At 36.8% G+C, this 19,330-nt stretch carries 17 protein-coding genes; 16 read left to right on the top strand and 1 reads right to left on the bottom strand.

Annotated elements, in window-relative coordinates:
• Positions 1–9: 9 nt before the first annotated feature.
• From EZV73_RS24595 to EZV73_RS24570, 6 genes are all read left to right on the top strand, one after another.
• On the top strand, positions 10–1,890 hold the full coding sequence (locus EZV73_RS24595) for a YgiQ family radical SAM protein (protein ID WP_240843106.1): 1,881 nt from the start codon (positions 10–12) through the stop codon (positions 1,888–1,890).
• Positions 1,891–1,955: 65 nt separating this feature from the next.
• Positions 1,956–3,491, top strand: a complete 1,536-nt coding sequence (gene hutH, locus EZV73_RS24590; RefSeq protein WP_240843105.1) for a histidine ammonia-lyase — start codon at positions 1,956–1,958, stop codon at positions 3,489–3,491.
• 19 nt (positions 3,492–3,510) lie between these two features.
• Positions 3,511–3,708, top strand: a complete 198-nt coding sequence (locus tag EZV73_RS24585; RefSeq protein WP_240843104.1) for a DUF896 domain-containing protein — start codon at positions 3,511–3,513, stop codon at positions 3,706–3,708.
• Complete coding sequence (locus tag EZV73_RS24580; RefSeq protein WP_240843103.1) at positions 3,708–4,163, top strand: chemotaxis protein CheW; 456 nt, start codon at positions 3,708–3,710, stop codon at positions 4,161–4,163. The genes EZV73_RS24585 and EZV73_RS24580 overlap by 1 nt, the downstream gene beginning before the upstream one ends.
• 94 nt (positions 4,164–4,257) lie before the next feature.
• A complete protein-coding gene (locus EZV73_RS24575) occupies positions 4,258–5,667 on the top strand; it encodes an aminopeptidase (RefSeq protein WP_240843102.1) in 1,410 nt (469 codons plus the stop codon).
• 48 nt (positions 5,668–5,715) lie between these two features.
• Positions 5,716–6,438 (top strand): HAD family hydrolase, encoded by a 723-nt coding sequence (locus EZV73_RS24570; RefSeq protein WP_240843101.1) that lies wholly within the window; start codon positions 5,716–5,718, stop codon positions 6,436–6,438.
• Here EZV73_RS24570 and EZV73_RS24565 read toward each other — a convergent pair.
• Positions 6,435–7,316 carry a selenium metabolism-associated LysR family transcriptional regulator gene (locus EZV73_RS24565; protein WP_240843100.1) on the bottom strand — a complete coding sequence of 294 codons (882 nt, stop codon included), beginning with the start codon at positions 7,314–7,316 and terminating at the stop codon, positions 6,435–6,437. The genes EZV73_RS24570 and EZV73_RS24565 overlap by 4 nt on opposite strands.
• 106 nt (positions 7,317–7,422) lie before the next feature.
• Here EZV73_RS24565 and EZV73_RS24560 point away from each other — a divergent pair, with 106 nt between their 5' ends.
• The 10 genes from EZV73_RS24560 to EZV73_RS24515 all read left to right on the top strand — a co-directional run bounded on the left by EZV73_RS24560 (position 7,423) and on the right by EZV73_RS24515 (position 19,180).
• On the top strand, positions 7,423–7,653 hold the full coding sequence (locus EZV73_RS24560; protein WP_240843099.1) for a glutaredoxin domain-containing protein: 231 nt from the start codon (positions 7,423–7,425) through the stop codon (positions 7,651–7,653).
• 106 nt (positions 7,654–7,759) lie between these two features.
• On the top strand, positions 7,760–8,605 hold the full coding sequence (folD, locus tag EZV73_RS24555; RefSeq protein ID WP_240843098.1) for a bifunctional methylenetetrahydrofolate dehydrogenase/methenyltetrahydrofolate cyclohydrolase FolD: 846 nt from the start codon (positions 7,760–7,762) through the stop codon (positions 8,603–8,605).
• Positions 8,606–8,714: 109 nt separating this feature from the next.
• The gene (locus EZV73_RS24550; protein ID WP_240843097.1) at positions 8,715–10,385 is read left to right on the top strand and encodes a formate--tetrahydrofolate ligase; all 1,671 of its coding nucleotides are present in this window, start codon (positions 8,715–8,717) and stop codon (positions 10,383–10,385) included.
• A 156-nt stretch (positions 10,386–10,541) separates the two neighbouring features.
• Positions 10,542–11,111: a carbonic anhydrase gene (locus EZV73_RS24545; RefSeq protein WP_240843096.1), complete on the top strand. Its 570-nt coding sequence runs from the start codon at positions 10,542–10,544 to the stop codon at positions 11,109–11,111.
• An 89-nt stretch (positions 11,112–11,200) separates the two neighbouring features.
• Complete coding sequence (locus EZV73_RS24540; RefSeq protein WP_240843095.1) at positions 11,201–12,799, top strand: hypothetical protein; 1,599 nt, start codon at positions 11,201–11,203, stop codon at positions 12,797–12,799.
• Entirely contained in the window at positions 12,799–13,428 is a 630-nt protein-coding gene (locus EZV73_RS24535; RefSeq protein WP_330637222.1) for an epoxyqueuosine reductase QueH, read from the top strand. The genes EZV73_RS24540 and EZV73_RS24535 overlap by 1 nt, the downstream gene beginning before the upstream one ends.
• Before the next feature lie 214 nt (positions 13,429–13,642).
• Positions 13,643–17,062, top strand: a complete 3,420-nt coding sequence (locus EZV73_RS24530) for a pyruvate carboxylase (RefSeq protein ID WP_240843094.1) — start codon at positions 13,643–13,645, stop codon at positions 17,060–17,062.
• 130 nt (positions 17,063–17,192) lie between these two features.
• Positions 17,193–17,522, top strand: coding sequence for a PilZ domain-containing protein (locus EZV73_RS24525; protein ID WP_240843093.1), 330 nt, complete (start codon positions 17,193–17,195; stop codon positions 17,520–17,522).
• Between the two features lie 41 nt (positions 17,523–17,563).
• Entirely contained in the window at positions 17,564–18,598 is a 1,035-nt protein-coding gene (gene rlmN / locus EZV73_RS24520; protein ID WP_240843092.1) for a 23S rRNA (adenine(2503)-C(2))-methyltransferase RlmN, read from the top strand.
• Positions 18,599–18,760: 162 nt separating this feature from the next.
• Positions 18,761–19,180 carry a twitching motility protein PilT gene (locus EZV73_RS24515; protein WP_240843091.1) on the top strand — a complete coding sequence of 140 codons (420 nt, stop codon included), beginning with the start codon at positions 18,761–18,763 and terminating at the stop codon, positions 19,178–19,180.
• The last annotated feature ends 150 nt before the right edge of the window (positions 19,181–19,330 follow it).

Here is a 19,330-nt window from a genome sequence, read left to right as displayed (position 1 = left end):
AGGAATTCCATGATTATCAATCAATTTTTGCCAGTGAACAAGGAAGATATGGCAAACTTAGGATGGGAAAAATTAGATTTTATTATTGTTTCGGGTGATGCATACGTTGATCACCCGAGTTTTGGTCATGCCGTTATTTCAAGAGTTTTAGTTGATGCTGGCTTTAAGGTGGGTATCATCGCTCAACCGGACTGGAAAGACGTCGAAGCCTTTAAGGTTTTAGGTAGACCAAAATATGGTTTTATCATTTCACCTGGAAACATTGACTCTATGGTGAATCACTACAGTGTAAGCAAGAAAAGAAGACGTGTCGACTCATTTGCCCCAGGTGGTAAAATGGGCCTTAGACCCGACCGTTGCGTTATTGTTTATGCCAACATGATCAGAAGAGCCTATAAGAAGATTAAGATCATCATCGGTGGCATAGAGGCTTCTTTAAGACGTTTTGCCCATTATGATTACTGGCAAGACAAGGTCAGAAGGTCTATCTTATTTGATTCTGAAGCCGATATCTTGATTTATGGTATGGGTGAAAAGCAAATTGTAGAAATTGCGGACTATATGAAATCAGGCATTGATTTAGCTTATATTCATCATATTCCTGGGACTTGCTATTTAACGGATTCACTTGAGAATGTCATGGATTACCGTGAAGTGCCAAGTTATGAAGAAGTTGCTGAAGACAAGAAAATATATGCGAAGGCCTTTAAGGTACTGTATGAAGAACAAGATCCGATTCGCGGTAAAACCATCGTTCAGAAACACAAGAACCAGTACTTGGTACAAAACCCACCAATGATGCCTCTTACTAGAGAAGAATTTGACAGGGTTTATTCACTCAGCTATCAAAAAAACTACCACCCTATGTATGAAGCCTTAGGTGGTGTGCCGGCCATTAGAGAAGTCAAACATTCTATTATCAGCGAGAGAGGGTGTTTTGGTTCGTGTTCTTTTTGTGCACTGACCTTCCATCAGGGGAGAATGATCACATCAAGAAGTCATGAATCTATTTTAGAAGAAGCCAAGGGCATCACTGAGATGGATGACTTTAAAGGCTACATCAACGATGTTGGTGGCCCAACGGCCAACTTTAGAAATGTTTCATGTAAAAAGCAGCTTAAGTTTGGTACATGTAAACACAGACAATGTCTATATCCAGAACCATGTGAGCATTTGGAAGTGGATCATGAAGACTTAATTGAGCTTTTAAGAAAAATCCGAGAACTTGAAAAGATTAAGAAGGTCTTCTTAAGATCAGGTCTTCGTTATGATTACATGATGGCAGATAACAATCCGACTTTCTTTAAAGAGCTTTGCCAACACCATGTAAGTGGCCAGTTAAAGGTGGCACCTGAGCATATTGATCAGGAAGTTTTAAAGTATATGCAAAAACCTGGTGGTCCAATCTACAAGGCCTTTGTTAAGAAGTTTTATGATATCAACAAAGAAATTGGCAAAGAGCAGTATATTGTACCCTATTTGATGTCCAGTCATCCTGGTTCAACAATTAGGTCCGCCATTGTACTTGCTGAGTATTTAAGAGACATCAAGTATACGCCAGAACAAGTTCAAGACTTTTATCCGACACCTGGTACACTTTCAACTTGTATGTATCATACGGGTTTAGATCCTAGAACCATGAAACCTGTTTACGTACCTAAATCATTTAAAGAAAAGAAGATGCAAAGAGCACTTCTACAGTATAAGAATCCTAAAAACTACGACCTAGTTGTAGAGGCTTTAAAGCTTGAAGGCCGTGAAGACTTAATCGGAAACGGCAAGCAGTGCCTTGTAAAAGAGAGAAATGCTTATCAAGGCAGAGGGAAAAGACCGTCTTCACACACTAAGGACAAGCGTAAACAAGGGAAACCTAAGCGTAGAAGAAAATAATTTGACCTTTTTAGGACGAAATCATCATAGAATAGTTATGTAAGTGAATAAAAGGGGGTAAAGTCATGAACAAAGTGATTTTAGATGGTCAAAGTTTAACCATCGAAGACGTAGTAAATGTCGCAAGACACGGTTACAAGGTAGAATTGTCTGAACAGGCAGTGAAACTTGTTGAAATTGCCAGAAAAACTGTAGATGACTTCGTTGAAAAAGAAGCTGTAATTTATGGAATTACTACAGGATTTGGTAAGTTTGAGAATGTTCATATTTCTCAAGAAGATACAAAAGATTTACAAAGAAACCTAATTATCAGTCACGCTTGTGGCGTAGGGGAACCATTTAATTATGAAACTGCAAGAGCCATTATGTTACTTAGAGCTAATGCACTTGCTATTGGTAATTCAGGTATTCGTTTAAGCACATTAAAAACTTTGATAGAAATGATTAATAAAGGGGTATATCCTATAATACCAGAGAAAGGTTCTTTAGGAGCAAGTGGTGACTTAGCACCATTATCTCATATGGTACTTGTATTAATCGGTATGGGTGAAGCTTTCTATGAAGGTCAAAGAATTTCAGGTAAGGAAGCTATGGAAAAAGCTGGCTTAACACCTGTAGAGTTGACGTCTAAAGAAGGTCTTGCACTGATCAATGGTACTCAAGTTATGACAGCAGTAGGTTGTTTAGCAGTATATGACGCTATTCAATTAGTTAAATTAGCTGATATTTCTGCAGCTTTATCAGTTGAAGCTTTATCAGGTATTACAGATGCATTCGATCCAAGAATTCACCGTGTAAGACCACATAAGGGTCAATTGGCAACTGCTTATAACTTGTTACAGGTATTAGAAGGCAGTGGTTTAACAACTAGACAGGGTCAATTGAGAAATCAGGATGCTTATGCTTTACGTTGTGTACCTCAAATTCACGGTGCTAGTAAAGATGCTATTGACTACATCGCTCAGAAAGTAACCATTGAAATCAACTCAGTTACAGATAATCCAATTATTTTACCTGAAGATAACTTAGCATTCTCTGGTGGTAATTTCCACGGACAACCAATGGCTCTACCATTTGACTTTTTAGGTATAGCTTTGTCTGAAATTGCGAATTCGAGTGAAAGAAGAATTGAAAGACTTGTAAATCCACAATTAAACGATTTACCAGCATTCTTAACACCAAAGGGTGGTTTACACTCTGGTTTTATGATTGCACAGTATGCAGCTGCAGCTTTAGTTTCTGAAAATAAAGTATTGGCTCATCCTGCAAGTGTCGATTCTATTCCTTCTTCAGCGAATCAAGAAGACCATGTAAGTATGGGAACAATTGCAGCTCGTAAAGCTAGAGATATTCTTGAAAATGCTCAAAATGTTATTTCTATTGAGTTACTAGCAGGTGCTCAAGGTGTTGACTTCAAGGATCCTTCTAAGCTTGGTAAAGGTACAAAAGTAGCTTATGACCAAGTAAGAAGTGTGGTTCCAAAATGGGTAGATGACAGAGAAATGTACAAAGACATGAATATGGTGTATAATCTAGTTCAAGGACATGACATTGTAAAGGCTGTTGAAGCTGAAGTAGGGTGTCTGTCTACACAAAAATAACTAGATTTGAGGTGTTAACATGCTATCCAAAGAGAAACTTGATAGAATCAATTTTCTTGCCAACAAGAAGAAAAAAGAAGGATTAACGGAAGCTGAAACAATAGAACAGCAAGAGTTAAGACAAGAGTATTTAAAGAATTTCAGAAAGTCGTTTAGAAACCAACTAGACAACATCGAGATTGTTGATCCCGAAGATACAAAGGAGGGAGTACATTAATGACTGAAAATCAATTTGTCGTATTTATGTTAGGTGATGAGAAATATGGTGTAGACATTTTAAATGTTTCTACCATTAGTGAGTACCTAGAGATTACTAAAGTACCTGATGCACCAACTTATGTGGAAGGTATTATCAATCTTAGAGGTGATATCATCCCAGTAATCAATCTTAAGAAGCGATTTGGTGTTGCTGAAAAAGAAGTGAGTGACGAAACGAGAATCATCATTTATTCAATCGATGGTGTGGCTATTGGATTCTTAGTAGATGAAGCATCTCAAGTAATGCGAATTAATGATGAAAATATTGAACCAACGCCTGCTATCTTAAGAGGTGCAGACAGAGAATATATCTCTGGAGTTGGTAAGCAAGATGGTAAGATCATTATTTTACTAGACTTTGCTAAGATATTAAGTGATTCAGAAAGAGCTGAATTAACTCAGTATATCGATTAAGAGATTAAGTAATACCTTAGGGTGTTACTTTTTTTGTCGATTTATGTTATGATATTTAAGAAATTTAGATTACAGAAATAAATTGGAGGTTATTATGGGGACAAAAGAACTTCAAGAGCAATTAACACACGAGTATAAAAACGTGTGGGGGGAAATTGACGAGCAGGAAACAAAGCTTGTAATGAACTTCTCTGAAGGTTACAAGGCATTCTTAGATGCTGGTAAGACTGAAAGAGAATGTGCAATTGAAATCAAAAGAATTGCAGAAGAAAAAGGCTATGTAGACTACAAAACTTTACTTGGCAAAGAATTAAAGCCAGGCACAAAAGTTTATGCTATGAACAAAGACAAGGCAATCTGTTTATTCATCATTGGTCAAGAGCCAATCGAAAAGGGTATGAACATTGTGGGTAGCCACATTGACTCACCTAGAATCGACTTAAAGCCTGTACCACTTTATGAATCATCAGAAATGGCTCTATTAAAGACTCATTACTATGGTGGTATCAAGAAGTACCAATGGGTTTCTACACCACTTGCACTTCATGGTGTTGTGATCACTAAAGATCAAAAGAAAGTAAACATTGTTATTGGTGAAGATGATGCAGATCCAGTATTATTTATTACGGATATCCTGCCTCACTTAGCTAAAGATCAATACGCTAAGAAGATTGGCGAAGCAATCGGTGGAGAAGACTTAAATGTATTAATCGGTTCTATTCCACACGGTGACAAGGATACAAAAGAAAAGTTTAAGTTCAATGTTTTAAGATTATTAAACGAAAAATACGGTATTACTGAAGCTGATTTAGTAACTGCTGAGCTTGAGATTGTACCAGCTGGTAAAGCGAAAGACGTTGGTCTTGATAGAGGTATGGTAGCTGCTTATGGTCATGATGACAGAGTATGCGCTTACTCATCTTTAATTGCAATCTTAGAAACTGAAAATCCTACTAAAACAGCAGTAGGTATGTTTATGGATAAAGAAGAAGTTGGTTCACAAGGTAACACAGGTTCTCAATCTACATTCTTTAACGATGTTGTTGCAGAACTTATTAACCTTCAAGTAGACAACTATTCAGAAATCTACATGAGAAGAGCCATGAACAATACAAAGGTATTATCTGCAGACGTTGGTGCTGCTTATGATCCTAACTATGCTGGCGCTTACGAAAAGATGAACTCTGGTTATGTTGGTAAGGGTGTTCAGATTGTTAAGTATACAGGTGCTAGAGGTAAGGGTGGCTGTAACGATGCAAATGCAGAGTTTGTAGCTGAAGTAAGACACATCTTTGACGAGAATGATGTTATCTGGCAAACAGGCGAGCTTGGTAAAGTAGACCAAGGTGGCGGTGGTACAATCGCTTACTTACTTGCTAACCAGAATGCAGAAGTTGTAGACTGCGGTGTACCAGTACTTTGTATGCATGGTACTTATGAAGTAATCTCTAAAGCTGATATCTATATGGCTTACAAGGGTTACAAGGCATTCTTAAAGTATTAATTCTTGACCGCTGAGTTTACTCAGCGGTTTTTTACATGGAGGCTGATGATGAAAAAAGCAATAATATTCGATTTATACGGCACTTTAATAGACATACATACAGATGAAGACAATCCTTTATTCTGGCAGCAAATGGAGATATACTTTGGTTATTACGGTGTCTTTTATGACAACTTAAAAGAAGCTTATGATCAAGCTGTAAGGTATTATTTAGATAAAGAAAGTGCTGATTATCCAGACATAGAAATACTGGATGTCTTTAACAAGCTATTTATGGACAAGGGTGTGATAGTAGACAAGGCCAGTCTGTTACAAACCGCTACAACCTTTAGACTCTTGTCAACTGACTATCTTCAGCTTTATCCATATGCCAAGGACCTGTTAGGCTTATTAAATAAAAGTGACTTAAAGGTGATTTTACTCTCTAATGCCCAAAGTGCTTTTACACTAAATGAGTTAAAGCTTTTGGGTATAGACAAGGACTTTGATAGGATCTATATTTCATCTGACTATAAGCTTTCTAAGCCAGATAAGAAGTTTTATGAGATTATGTTAGAAAAAGAAGGTTTAGATGCATCGGAATGCGTTTATATAGGCAACGATCATACAACGGATATCAAAGGGGCCAATGGTGTGGGTATGGATGCTGTCTACTTATACACCAATTGTTCTAGTCCAATGGATGAAGACTTTGACTGCTTGCATAAAATCATACCTGGTGATTTAAAAGCGCTTATTGAAATAGCAAAAAAATGGACGAGCAAGGTTTAAACCTTGCTCAAAATATATTCTTTAAATGTTCTAGAGAGTGGCGTTAAGGTGTGTTTTTTATTGTAAACGAAATAGAAATCTCTAGAAATTTCAAGCCCTTCTATAGGAATGATCTTTAAACTTTCATTTTTTACATCTTCCATAATTGCAATACGAGATGCAAAGGCAAACTTACCGCTGCCCATGATACAGGCTTTGACTGTATTGATGTCATCAATGGTAGCAAATATATTGAGATGGTCTTTTTCTATACCATGAGATTCGAGTGCTTTTAAAAGCATTTTTTTTGTACCTGAACCATCTTCTCTCATGATCAAAGGAATGGTTTTCAAGTCTTCTATGGTTAATGCAGTGGTTTCATTGTCAAAGTCACAACAAAGAACAATATCATCCGTTAAAATCTTTTCATAAGAAAAAAATTCTTGAGAGGATTTAGCACCAACGATACCAAAATCAATGGTAGACAGCTCAAGTTTGTCATGAACGCCTGCAGAATCCAGTTTTTCAATTTTAAATTTCATTTTAGGATGGAGCTCTGAAAAATCTTTGATGATCTGTGGCAGATAAAACTGACTAGGAATGGTCGAAGTCGCAATCTCTAGTTCGCCGGATATATCACCGTTATAATGATCAAACATAAAATGAATCTGTTCTTTTTCATTAAGAATCTTTTGAGCATGGATAAGAAGGAGCTGACCTGCCTTAGTTAAAGAGACAGACTTGCTAGTTCTTACCAATATAGTGGTTTTTAGTTCATCTTCTAGTGTTTGAATATGGTGACTGATCGTCGGTTGCGTTAAATAAAGGGCTTTGGCAGCTTTTGAGAAGTTCTTGTACTTGCTGATGGCTACAAAGCTCTGTAGTTCTTTAAAGTTCATAAAGGCTCCTTATTGATTTTTTCTATAGTTATTATAACAGAAATGAATGGTAATTTTAAGGTTTATCTTGTTAGAAATCGGGGTAAAACTCTATGTGGAGGTAGAAATGGATAAAATATTGATTTACTCAACGGATACATGTCCTCATTGTCAATCTGTTAAGTCATATCTTGATAGTAAAGGCTTTTCATATGAGGAGAAAAACGTTCAGAAAGATAAAGAAGCAAGAAAAGAACTGCTTAGTAAAGGCTACAGAGGTGTTCCAGTTATCATCATTAATGGCCAAGATGTGGTGGGTTTTGACAAGGAAAAAATCGATCAAATTCTAAAGTTATAGTCTTCAGAGAGTTTTCACAAATAAGAAAATTTTTCTTTGTATCACATTATATTGTATACACAAAAATTATATGTTAGATTTAGAGTGTATTAAGGGTGGTGAGAACATGATTATAGATGGAAAGAAAGTCTCTCAAATCATGAGAGAGGATATGAAAAAAGAGGTGGAAGCCTTAAAAGAAAAGGGTTTTACACCAGGTTTAGCAGTTGTGATTGTCGGGGAAAATCCGGCAAGTCAATCATATGTAAATAGCAAGCAGAAAACTTGTAATGCACTAGGCATGTATTCAGAAAAACATGAGCTTTCAGCAGATACAAGTGAAGAAGCACTTTTAAAACTCATTGATGACTTAAATGCTGATTCAAAAATACATGGTATTTTGGTTCAATTGCCATTACCAGGTCATTTAGATGAGAGTAAGGTCATTGAACGCATTGATCCAAAAAAAGATGTGGATGGTTTTCATCCCATCAATGTCGGTAATTTATCTATTGGATTTGATGGTCTTAAGCCATGTACACCATATGGTGTTATAAAGCTTTTAGATCATTATGATATTCAAGTAGAAGGCAAACATGCTGTTGTACTTGGTCGATCAAACATTGTTGGAAAACCTGTTTCTATGATGCTTTTGCAAAAAAATGCAACTGTAACGGTTTGTCATTCAAGAACTGAAAATTTAAATGATGTTTTAAAGACAGCTGATATTATTGTCGTAGCCATAGGACGTCCAGGTTTCTTAACTCAGGATATGGTTAAAGAAGGTGCTGTGGTTATAGATGTAGGTATCAACAGAGTAGATGGAAAAATTGTAGGTGATGTGAAATATGATGAAGTATCGAAACTGGCTTCTCATATCACACCAGTACCAGGCGGGGTAGGTCCAATGACCATTACCATGCTTATGTACAATACCTTGAAAGCTTGTAAAGAGAATTATTTTGACGCTTAATAGATGAATGGTCAAAAAGAATATAGTTGTTGCTATATTCTTTTGACGTTTAATTGATTGAGGTGTTATAAAGTAGGCATAACCATAAAATTAGAGAGGGGAAAAATTTATGAAAACAGATGTTCAAATTGCTCAAGAAGCGCAAATGAAACACATATCGGAAATCGCTAAAAGTGTAGGTCTTAATGACCAAGATCTAGAGCTATATGGTAACCATAAGGCTAAAGTACATTTAGATGTTATTTCTAGAAATGAGAACAAAGAAGACGGTAAGTTGATTCTAGTAACTGCAATTAACCCAACAGCAGCTGGTGAAGGTAAAACAACAACTAATGTTGGTTTAAGTATGGGTCTTAACAAGATCGGTAAGAAAACTTTTACTGCTTTAAGAGAACCTTCTTTAGGACCATGTTTTGGTGTTAAAGGTGGTGCAGCTGGTGGTGGTTATGCTCAGGTTGTACCAATGGACGATATCAACTTACACTTTACAGGTGATATCCATGCAGTAACAACTGCAAACAACTTACTTGCTGCATTAATCGATAACCATATGCACCAAGGTAATAAGTTAAACTTAGATCCAAAGCGTATTACTTGGAGAAGAGCTGTTGACATGAATGACCGTTCTTTAAGAAATATTGTTGTAGGTGTTGGTAACAAGAACAATGGTGTGATGCGTGAAGATGGTTTTGATATCGCAGTAGCATCAGAAGTTATGGCTATCCTTTGTCTAGCAACAAGCTTAGAAGATATGAAAGAAAGATTATCAAAAATGGTAATCGGTTATACTTACGATAAAAAACCAGTAACTGCTGGTCAATTAGAAGCAACAGGTGCAATGGCATTACTTTTAAAAGATGCTTTAATGCCTAACTTGGTTCAAACATTAGAAAATACACCAGCTTTAATTCATGGTGGTCCATTTGCAAATATCGCACATGGTTGTAACTCAGTTGTGGCAACTAAGATGGCTTTAAAATTAGCTGATTATGTTGTAACTGAAGCTGGTTTCGGTGCTGACTTAGGTGCTGAGAAGTTCTTCAACATCAAGTGTCGTCAAGCTGGTTTAAATCCTTCAGCGACAGTAATCGTAGCAACAATCAGAGCGCTTAAGAACCATGGTGGTGTGAAGAAGGCTGATTTAAATGAAGAAAACCTAGATGCATTAGAAAAAGGTTTTGGTAACTTAGAAAAGCATATTGAAAATGTTGCTAAGTTTGGTGTGCCAGGTGTTGTAGCTATCAACAAGTTCCCTACAGATTCAGATGCTGAAATCAAGTTTGTGGAAGACAAGTGTGCTTCATTAGGTATTCCAGTGGTTATGTCAGACGTATGGGCTCACGGTGGCCAAGGTGGCGAGGAGCTTGCTAAGAAAGTGGTTGAAGTGGTTGAATCAGGTACTTCAAACTTTAAGCCTTTATATGAGCTTTCATTATCTCCTCAAGAGAAGATTGAAAAGATCTGTAAAGAGATTTACGGTGCAGACGGTGTAGACTTTACATCAAAGGCTTTAACAAACATTAAGAAGTTTGTAGAAGATGGTTTAGGTGACTTACCAATCTGTATGGCTAAGACTCAATATTCACTTTCAGATGACAAGAAATTATTAGGACGTCCAGAGGGCTTCAGAGTGACAATTAAAGAAGTAAAGGCATCAGCTGGTGCAGGTTTCTTAATTGCACTTGCAGGTGATATCATGAGAATGCCAGGTTTACCTAAAGTACCTGCTGCAAATAAAATTGATATTTTAGAAGATGGTGAAATCATCGGTTTATTCTAATATAAATCCAATCCCTTGAACCAAGCGGTTCAAGGGATTTTTTACTATCTTTTTTGACAAAATTAGTAGTATTTCATGTCGTAAAAAAAGAAAATGCTTGAATTTTCGCTCAATTAACATTAGAATGGGGAAGACTATATTATTTTGGGGGAGAATATGAGCGTTTTAAAGGAGTTACTAGAGGGCAATGAAAGATTTGTCACTGGTTCAAATGAGTTTCCTAGGCTTAACAGGGAAAGAAGATTAGAAGGCCTATATGGTCAAAGTCCAAAGGCCATTGTTGTTGGCTGTGCTGATTCAAGGGTGCCACCTGAGCATATCTTTGATCAGGGGCTTGGTGATTTATTCGTATTAAGGGTTGCAGGTAACATTTTAGATGAGGCAGTTATCGGTTCAATAGAATATGCTGTAGATAACTTAGAAACGCCTTTACTGATGGTACTTTCGCATACCAATTGTGGTGCTGTTGGTGCTGCCATCGATATGCCTGTAGAAGAGGCGGCTGGTAGTCTAAAGTATTTGATCGAGTACATTAAGCCGGCAGTTGAAAAAGTAAAAGGTATGTCTGGAGATTTTCAGGATAATGTGACCAAAGAAAATGCAAGACTTGTCGTAGAAAATCTGAAGAATCAGGGTCAGATTATCTCTAAGGCATATCAGAATAAGAAGCTTAAAATTGTGGCAGCTTATTATGATTTAGAAACAGGACTTGTTTCGACACTTTAAAGTGAACCTCTTTGAGGTTCTTTTCTTTTTTCACTTTTCAAACGCACCAATTTTGTATACAATAGTAGTATGATTTGAAAGGGGAAGTTTTGGAGATATTACTAACTGTGGGATTATTAGTCATTTCAGGCGTTGGCACCTTTTTTTATATGCAAAGCCAAGATGATTTTGACGTCTTTGAAGACTATAAAATAATAAAGAAAGCATACAAGGCCTTTAGGAATGAAAACATCGGTTTGACTAAAGGTATTGAGAATCTTGAGAAATATATGCCTGCTGGTTCTGAAGTAAAGTTAGAACGGTATGATATGTCTATGGATGATAAGTTTTTAATAGTTAAGAAATTACCTAAGGGTGCAGATCCAAAGAAAATCGTGGATCAAGTTGGTGGTAATTCTGTATTTAAGAACAACCAGTTGAAATTGAGCTTTTTTACACTAGGGTCTGGCATAGAACCTGTTGCTAAAATAAAGATTCAACCCATGTCTAATATTACGACGACAACAAGACTTGAGTATTCATACGAGGAATCTGTTGCTGAAGATGATAAGATTTTAGAAGTCGAATGGGAAAATGATGAAGAGTATTTTGACACAGAAGGTGTTCATACCGTTCGTTTAAAGATTATGGACAAACACTACAGATGGTCAGAGTGGACAAGCGTGGACATCTTTGTCGCTGAAGTAAAAGGTGTTAAGTCCATTGAAGCTGGTGGCGGTCATCTTATGGTCATTCATAACAATGGTGATGTTTACGCTTATGGCGAAAATAGTTTTGGTCAATTAGGTAACTGTACCAATGATAACAATGTTTCTTTACAAAAAATTGTTCAAATAGATAAAGTTGAAAGTATTGCAGTCGGCAGTAACCATACATCGATTTTGAAGGCAGATAAAAAAGTCTTTGCAACAGGAAAAAATGATTTTGGTCAACTCGGTAATGGGACTCGTGTGAATTCTAAAATACCAAAACTGACTTGGGGACTAGACAATATTACACAAGTTGCTTGCGGTCATAGTTTTTCAGCTGCAGTAACCGTTGAAGGTCATGTTTATACTTATGGTGCCAATGAAAATATGTGTCTAGGTTATAATGATCTACATTTTGTTGACAGACCAACCCGTATCAATGATCTAGAGAATGTCAAGGGCATAGCCTTAGGTTACGACTTTGCACTTGCTTTAGGCTTTGATGGTAACATCACAGCTTGGGGTAACAACGATAAGGGACAACTGGGAATTGGTTATAAGAGCAAGGCCACTGAAATTAGTCTGACTCAATATAAAGATGCTAAGATGATTGCAGCAGGCAAGAACTTTTCTATGGTACTTTCCAATCAAGGTCGCTTATATGGCTGTGGGACCAATAGGGCGCATCAGCTGGGCTTTGAGGGTGAAGCTGAAGTCTTATTCCCAAGAGAGGTACCAGGTCTTAAAGATATCGTTAAAGTGGTTTGCAGTAATGACTTTACATTGGTACTGGACCAAGTTGGTAATATGTATTCATGGGGACAATATTCACCAGTGGATGCTGAATATGCCTTAACGCCTTACTTATGTGATGATTTAAAGTATATAAAAGATATAGCTGTATCGGCCAACCAAGGCTTTGCACTGACAGAAGACGACCAAATATATGAATTTGGTTCGAAGTTTTCAAATATTAGAAAAATTGAGGTTTTTGAATAGTGAAGGTAAATTACCAAAAGATGATGGAAAATACCATCAAGTCTTTTAAAGGTGAAAAAAAGACATTGTTGATTCATTCTTGCTGCGCACCATGCAGCTCTTATGTCCTGGAATACTTACAAGATTATTTTGAGATAACAGTCATGTTTTACAATCCAAATATGATCGACGAAGAGGAATTTGAAAAGAGATACAATGAACAAGTTAAAATTAATGCGGCCATGAGAGAAGACATCAAACTTGTTAAAGTTCCTTATGAACCACAGACCTTCTATCAGGCGGTAAAGGGTCTAGAAGACATACCTGAAGGTGGTGAGAGATGTAGGGCTTGTTTTGAGTTAAGACTCAATGAGGCAGCGATTTATGCCAGTGACCATGGTATGGATTTTTTTACCACAACCCTAAGCATCAGTCCTTTGAAGAATGCCAGTACTTTAAATGAACTTGGACAAAAGATTGGTGATAAGTACGGTGTCAATTACCTGCTATCGGACTTTAAAAAGAAAAATGGCTATAAGAGGTCAGTTGAACTGTCTAAGGAAAATGATTTATATCGACAAGAATATTGTGGCTGTATCTATTCCAAATTGGAAAGAGAAGCCTTTATGAGAAAGCAAGATGACAATTAAGTCATCTTTTTTTAATGAAAAGGCTTGGTGACTTGAGTGCTTATTACAAGTCATTTTTTTCTTCGTGTAAAAGTATAATAAAGTTTACTTGCAAAAACGTTTTCCTATGAAATAAGTCTTGCACTTTAATTAAGAAATTGTTATAGTATTCAAAAGATGCAGGATAACTTGCAAAAGTGTATTCCTGTGACAGACATTATTCGAGGAGTAGATTATGAGAAAGATTCAGAAGATTTTGGTAGCCAATCGTGGGGAAATTGCTATCCGTGTATTCAGAGCATGTCACGAACTTGGTATAAAAACAGTTGCAATATATTCTAAAGAAGACATGGGGGCACTTTTTAGAACAAAGGCAGACGAAGCTTATTTGGTAGGCAAACACAAGAGTCCCTTACAGGCTTACTTGGACATGGATGAAATTATTAAGATTGCCAAGAAGAAGGGCGTAGATGCCATTCACCCTGGCTATGGTTTCTTATCTGAGAATCCTGTTTTTTCTAAGAAATGTGAAGATGCAGGCATTATCTTTATTGGGCCAAGTGCTGAAATGATGAATCGCGTTGGCGATAAGATACAGTCAAAGATTGTTGCCAATGAAGTTGGTGTACCAACAATACCAGGTGTTAAGCAGCCCATAAAGACTGAAGAAGAAGCTGTAAAATTTGCAGAATATTGTGGCTATCCTGTTATGCTTAAGGCATCTGCAGGTGGCGGTGGACGTGGTATGCGTATTGTGTCTACACCAGACGAACTGATCCACCAATATCAATCTGCAAGAAGAGAAGCTGAAAAGGCCTTTGATTCAGATGATATTTTTATTGAAAAGTACTTAGAATCACCAAGACACATAGAAGTACAGATCTTAGGTGATGAGCATGGCAACATGGTTCACTTGTTTGAAAGAGACTGTTCTATTCAAAGAAGACATCAAAAGGTTATTGAATACACACCAGCCCTTAACCTACCTGGTGATGTAAGAAAAGCCTTATGTGATGATGCCATTAAAATTGGCCGTGCTGTTAATTATAAAAATGCAGGTACAGTTGAGTTCTTAGTAGATAAGAACAACAAACATTACTTTATAGAAATGAACCCAAGAATTCAGGTGGAGCATACGGTGACAGAAATGGTGACTGGCATCGACTTGGTTCAAAGTCAGATTATGATTGCAGAAGGTCATGCACTTGACAGTGAAGTTTTAAACATCAAGCAATCAAACATCGAGGTACGTGGTTATGCCATCCAGTGTAGAATCACAACAGAAGATCCGCACAATGACTTTATGCCAGATACTGGCCAAATGAATGTTTACAGAACGGGTTCGGGTTTTGGTATCCGTTTAGATGGTGGTAATGGTTTTACAGGCTCTATTATCAGTCCATATTATGACTCTTTACTGGTTAAGTGTACCTCATGGGCAAGAACTTTTGAGGATGCCATTAGAAAGTCAAAACGTGCCTTAAATGAAATTACCATCTCTGGTGTGAAAACAAATATTGGTTTTCTAATCAATGTACTTAACCATGACAAGTTTAAAAATGGTTTATGTGATACAAACTTTATTGCAGATAACCCTGCCATCTTAAACATAGAAAGCATTGAAGATCACGAGTATAAGTTACTTAAGTTCTTAAGTGAAAAAGTGGTTAATGAGACAAAAGGTCAGAAGCCTTTCTTCGATGTGCCTGAAGTACCAAAGGTTATAAGTCCTAAAGAACTGTTTGGTAGCAAGCAGTTACTGGATCAAAAGGGGCCTAAGGGTGTTGTGGATTGGATTCACGACCAAAAGAAGCTTTTATTAACAGACACAACCATGCGTGATGCACAGCAATCTTTAATGGCGACAAGAGTGCGTACAAGAGACATGGAGAAGATCGCTAAAGCGACTGCTGTTCATGGCAAAGACTTGTTCTCAGTAGAGATGTGGGGTGGCGCGACCTTTGATGTGGCTTACCGTTTCTTAAATGAATCACCATGGGAAAGACTGGACCTTTTAAGACAAAAGATGCCAAATGTCTTGTTGCAAATGCTCATCAGAGGTTCTAATGGTGTTGGCTATAAAAACTATCCGGACAATGTCATCAGAAGATTCATCAAGGAATCATCAAACAGAGGCATCGATGTGTATAGAATTTTTGATGCACTTAACTGGCTAGAGGGCATGAAGGTAGCCATTGATGAAGTACAACAGCAAGATAAGATTGCAGAAGCTTGTATTTGTTATACGGGTGATATCTTAGATGAATACAGAGACAAGTATTCATTGGAGTATTACGTAAATCTGGCAAAAGATATTGAAAAAACGGGTGCTCATATTTTAGGTATCAAGGATATGTCTGCACTTTTAAAGCCATATGCGGCTCATAAGCTTATAAAGACACTGAAGCGTGAAGTAGGCATGCCGATTCACCTTCATACACATGATACAACAGGTAATGGTGTGGCGACAGTAATGTTGGCGGCTGAAGCTGGTGTTGATATTGTTGATACTGCCATGAACTCTATGTCAGGTCTTACAAGTCAACCAGCCTTAAACTCAGTTGTAGAAGCCTTAAAGCATACATCACGTGACACTGGCTTTGATCCGAATAAATTACAGGCCATTGACAACTACTGGCAAGCAGTTAGACCGATCTACAAAGAGTTTGAATCAGATTTAAAATCATCTACGGCTGAAATCTACCGTTATGAGATCCCTGGCGGTCAGTATTCTAACTTGAAACCTCAAGTTGAAAGTTTTGGTTTAGGTTCTAGATTCAACGAAGTTAAGCAAATGTTTAAAGAGGTCAATGATATGTTAGGTGATATCGTTAAGGTAACACCAACTTCTAAGGCTGTTGGTGACTTGGCCATCTTTATGGTACAAAATAACCTAACACCTGACAATATATTGGTTGAAGGCAAGGATTTAGCTTATCCAGACTCAATTGTTTCTTACTTTAGAGGTATGATGGGTCAACCTCAAGGTGGTTTCCCAGAGGCTCTTCAGAAGATGATTGTAAAGAATGAAGAAATCATCACTACACGTCCTGGTGAACTACTGCCTGACGAAGACTTTGATAAGCTAAGAAGTGACCTCGAAACAGATGATTATCAGCCAACGGAGTCGGATTTACTCAGTGCGGCACTTTATCCTAAGGTATACAAGACTTACCGTCAAAAGATGATTGACGAAGGTTCTTTCAGACACATGGAGTCAGATGTATTCTTCCATGGCTTAAGAGAAGGTGAAACATGTGAGGTTAAGATTCGTTCTGGTAAAGTTGTGGTCATTAAGCTTCTTGAAATTGGTAAATTAGGTGAAGACGGAAAGAGGACTTTAACTTATGAAGTGGATGGTTATAGAAGAGTATTCGATATTTCAGAAAAGAACGCTCAAAAGAAGGTGGCTGCAGAAGTTGAAAAAGCGGATCCATCTAATCCTAAAGACGTAGGTACATCTATACCTGGTAATCTAGTAAAGCTTTTAGTAGCAGAAGGCGATAAGATAGAAAAAGATCAGACTTTAGCTATTATTGAAGCCATGAAAATGGAAACAGTGGTAACCGCTAAAGAAGCTGGTCAAGTTGACAAAGTCTTTGTAAAAGCTGGTGACACATTAGAAAAGGGACAACTTCTTCTTAAATTAAATTAAATGTTAGAACATCACTCAAAATGGGGTATATACATTTTGAGTGATGTTTTATTTTGAAGAATTGGCTTTTATATTGAAGACAAAAAGACGATATGCTATAATGAATTTACGAAAGAAAAAGAGGTGTACTATGGAGCGAAGAAAAGATAAACGATTCCCATTTGAAATCACATTAAACATCGAAGAATTATACAAACAAGATTATGTAAAAATTGAGGATCTTAACGAAGAGTTCCAGGTAACAAACATCTCAAAGTCAGGTTTGGGATTCGCATGCAAACATGAGTTACCACTTGATTTTTATTTCAATGCAAAAATCACAATTGATGATGAGAAATTCTTTTTCACAGTATTGAAAATCATTAGAATAAATGAAGAAGAAGAGGGCTACAACTATGGATGTGAGTTTGTTGGACTTGCAGACATCTTATCGAGCACAATTGAAGGATTAGAAGAATAAGGGTTGCTTTATGCGGCTCTTTTGTTGTTTAGAAGGAAATTATGAAAAAAGATTTAAGAGACTTCGAATTAGATGAATTAGTTGAAGTCATGAAAACTGAAAAAATTCCCGCTTTTAGGGGCAAACAAATATTTGAATGGATTCATAAAGGTGTTGCATCTTTTGATGACATGAACAATATTCCAAAGAATCTAAAGGCAAGTTTAGATGAGAATTACATGATCTCTAACATGAAAGTTGTTGAGGTCATGAAATCAAGCTCTGATGGTACAAGAAAGTACCTGCTCCAGCTGCAAGATGGCAATGTCATCGAATGTGTATTTATGAAATACAAACATGGTAATACACTTTGTATTTCTACTCAAGTTGGCTGTCGTATGAAATGTTCTTTCTGTGCATCCACCATACATGGTTTAGAAAGGCAACTAAGTGCTGGAGAGATGTTAGGCCAGATATTTACCGTTCAAGCTGATACGGGTGAAAGAATATCCAATGTTGTTTTAATGGGCTCTGGCGAACCCCTTGACAACTATGACAATGTGATGAAGTTCTTAAGACTTGTCAACCATCCAAAGGGCTTGAATATCTCAATGAGGTCCATCACTCTATCTACCTGTGGTTTGGTGCCTAAGATCAAAGAGTTGATAAAAGAGAAGTTACAATTAACGCTGGCCATCTCACTACATGCAACAAGTGATGAAAAAAGGTCTACTTTGATGCCAGTGAACAAGTCATATCCAATAAAAGAACTTTTGGATGTTTGTAAAGAATATACAAAATTTACAGGAAGAAGAATTACTTTTGAATATGCACTTATCGCATCTGAAAATGATTCTGAAGAAGAAGCACATAAACTGGGTAAACTTTTAAAAGATATCCACTGTCATGTGAACTTGATACCCATAAATCCTGTAAAAGAAAAAGATTATAAGGCTACTTCAAATGAAAATGCAAGGGCTTTTCAAGCTGTGCTTAAAAAGTATCATATTGAAGCCACCATCCGTAGGGAACTGGGTTCTGACATTGATGCAGCTTGTGGTCAACTAAGAAATAAGCATATTGATACGACTTTGTAGTGAGTTAACAAGTCGATTGCCCGTTGATAAACGGGTCAATCTAAAATTTCTGAATATTTCATAAATTTAGAAGGAAATTCACTTTAAATGTCGTATAATATATATAAGGAAAACGATTTCGTTTTTAATTTCATTCTACCAAATATAAAGGAGGAAATAACTATGGTTAAAATTTTAGCAGGTAAAGAGGGTTCAGGAAAAACAAAGCATTTACTTAAAATGGCGAATGAGCAAGTGAAGACAACTACTGGAAACATTGTTTATCTTGATAGTGACAAGCGCCATATTTATGATTTGAAACATGAAATTAGATTTTTAAACATGGAAGAGTTCCCAATCGAAAAGCCAGATGAGTTTATTGGTTTCTTACTAGGAATTATTTCAAATGATTATGATATAGAAACAATCTTCGTAGATGGCCTTTACAATATGGTAGAAATGAATGAAATAGATGCACTTGCATGCATCAACAAGTTAGAGCATGTTGCGAAGAAGTTCGACATCGAATTTAGAATTGGTATGAATTATATGGGAGATGAAGTATCAGAAGATCTTAAAAAATACGTATTTCAACCTGAATAAAAAGGCTCTTTGTCAAATAGTGTTGGTGGAGAGTAATTCACAAATTTAAATGTAATTGCGGTTTAGGGCTAATAGTCTTAAACCGCTTTTAGTTTTAGCATTCCTTGTGTGATGAGTATTCTGTTTCGAAAGTGCACATAACTTCTATAA

Source organism: Acidaminobacter sp. JC074 (genome assembly GCF_022496765.1).
Lineage (GTDB): Bacteria > Bacillota > Clostridia > Peptostreptococcales > Acidaminobacteraceae > JABXKX01.
Note: the sequence above shows the minus strand (reverse complement) of the source record. Positions and strands in the feature narration are given on the sequence as shown.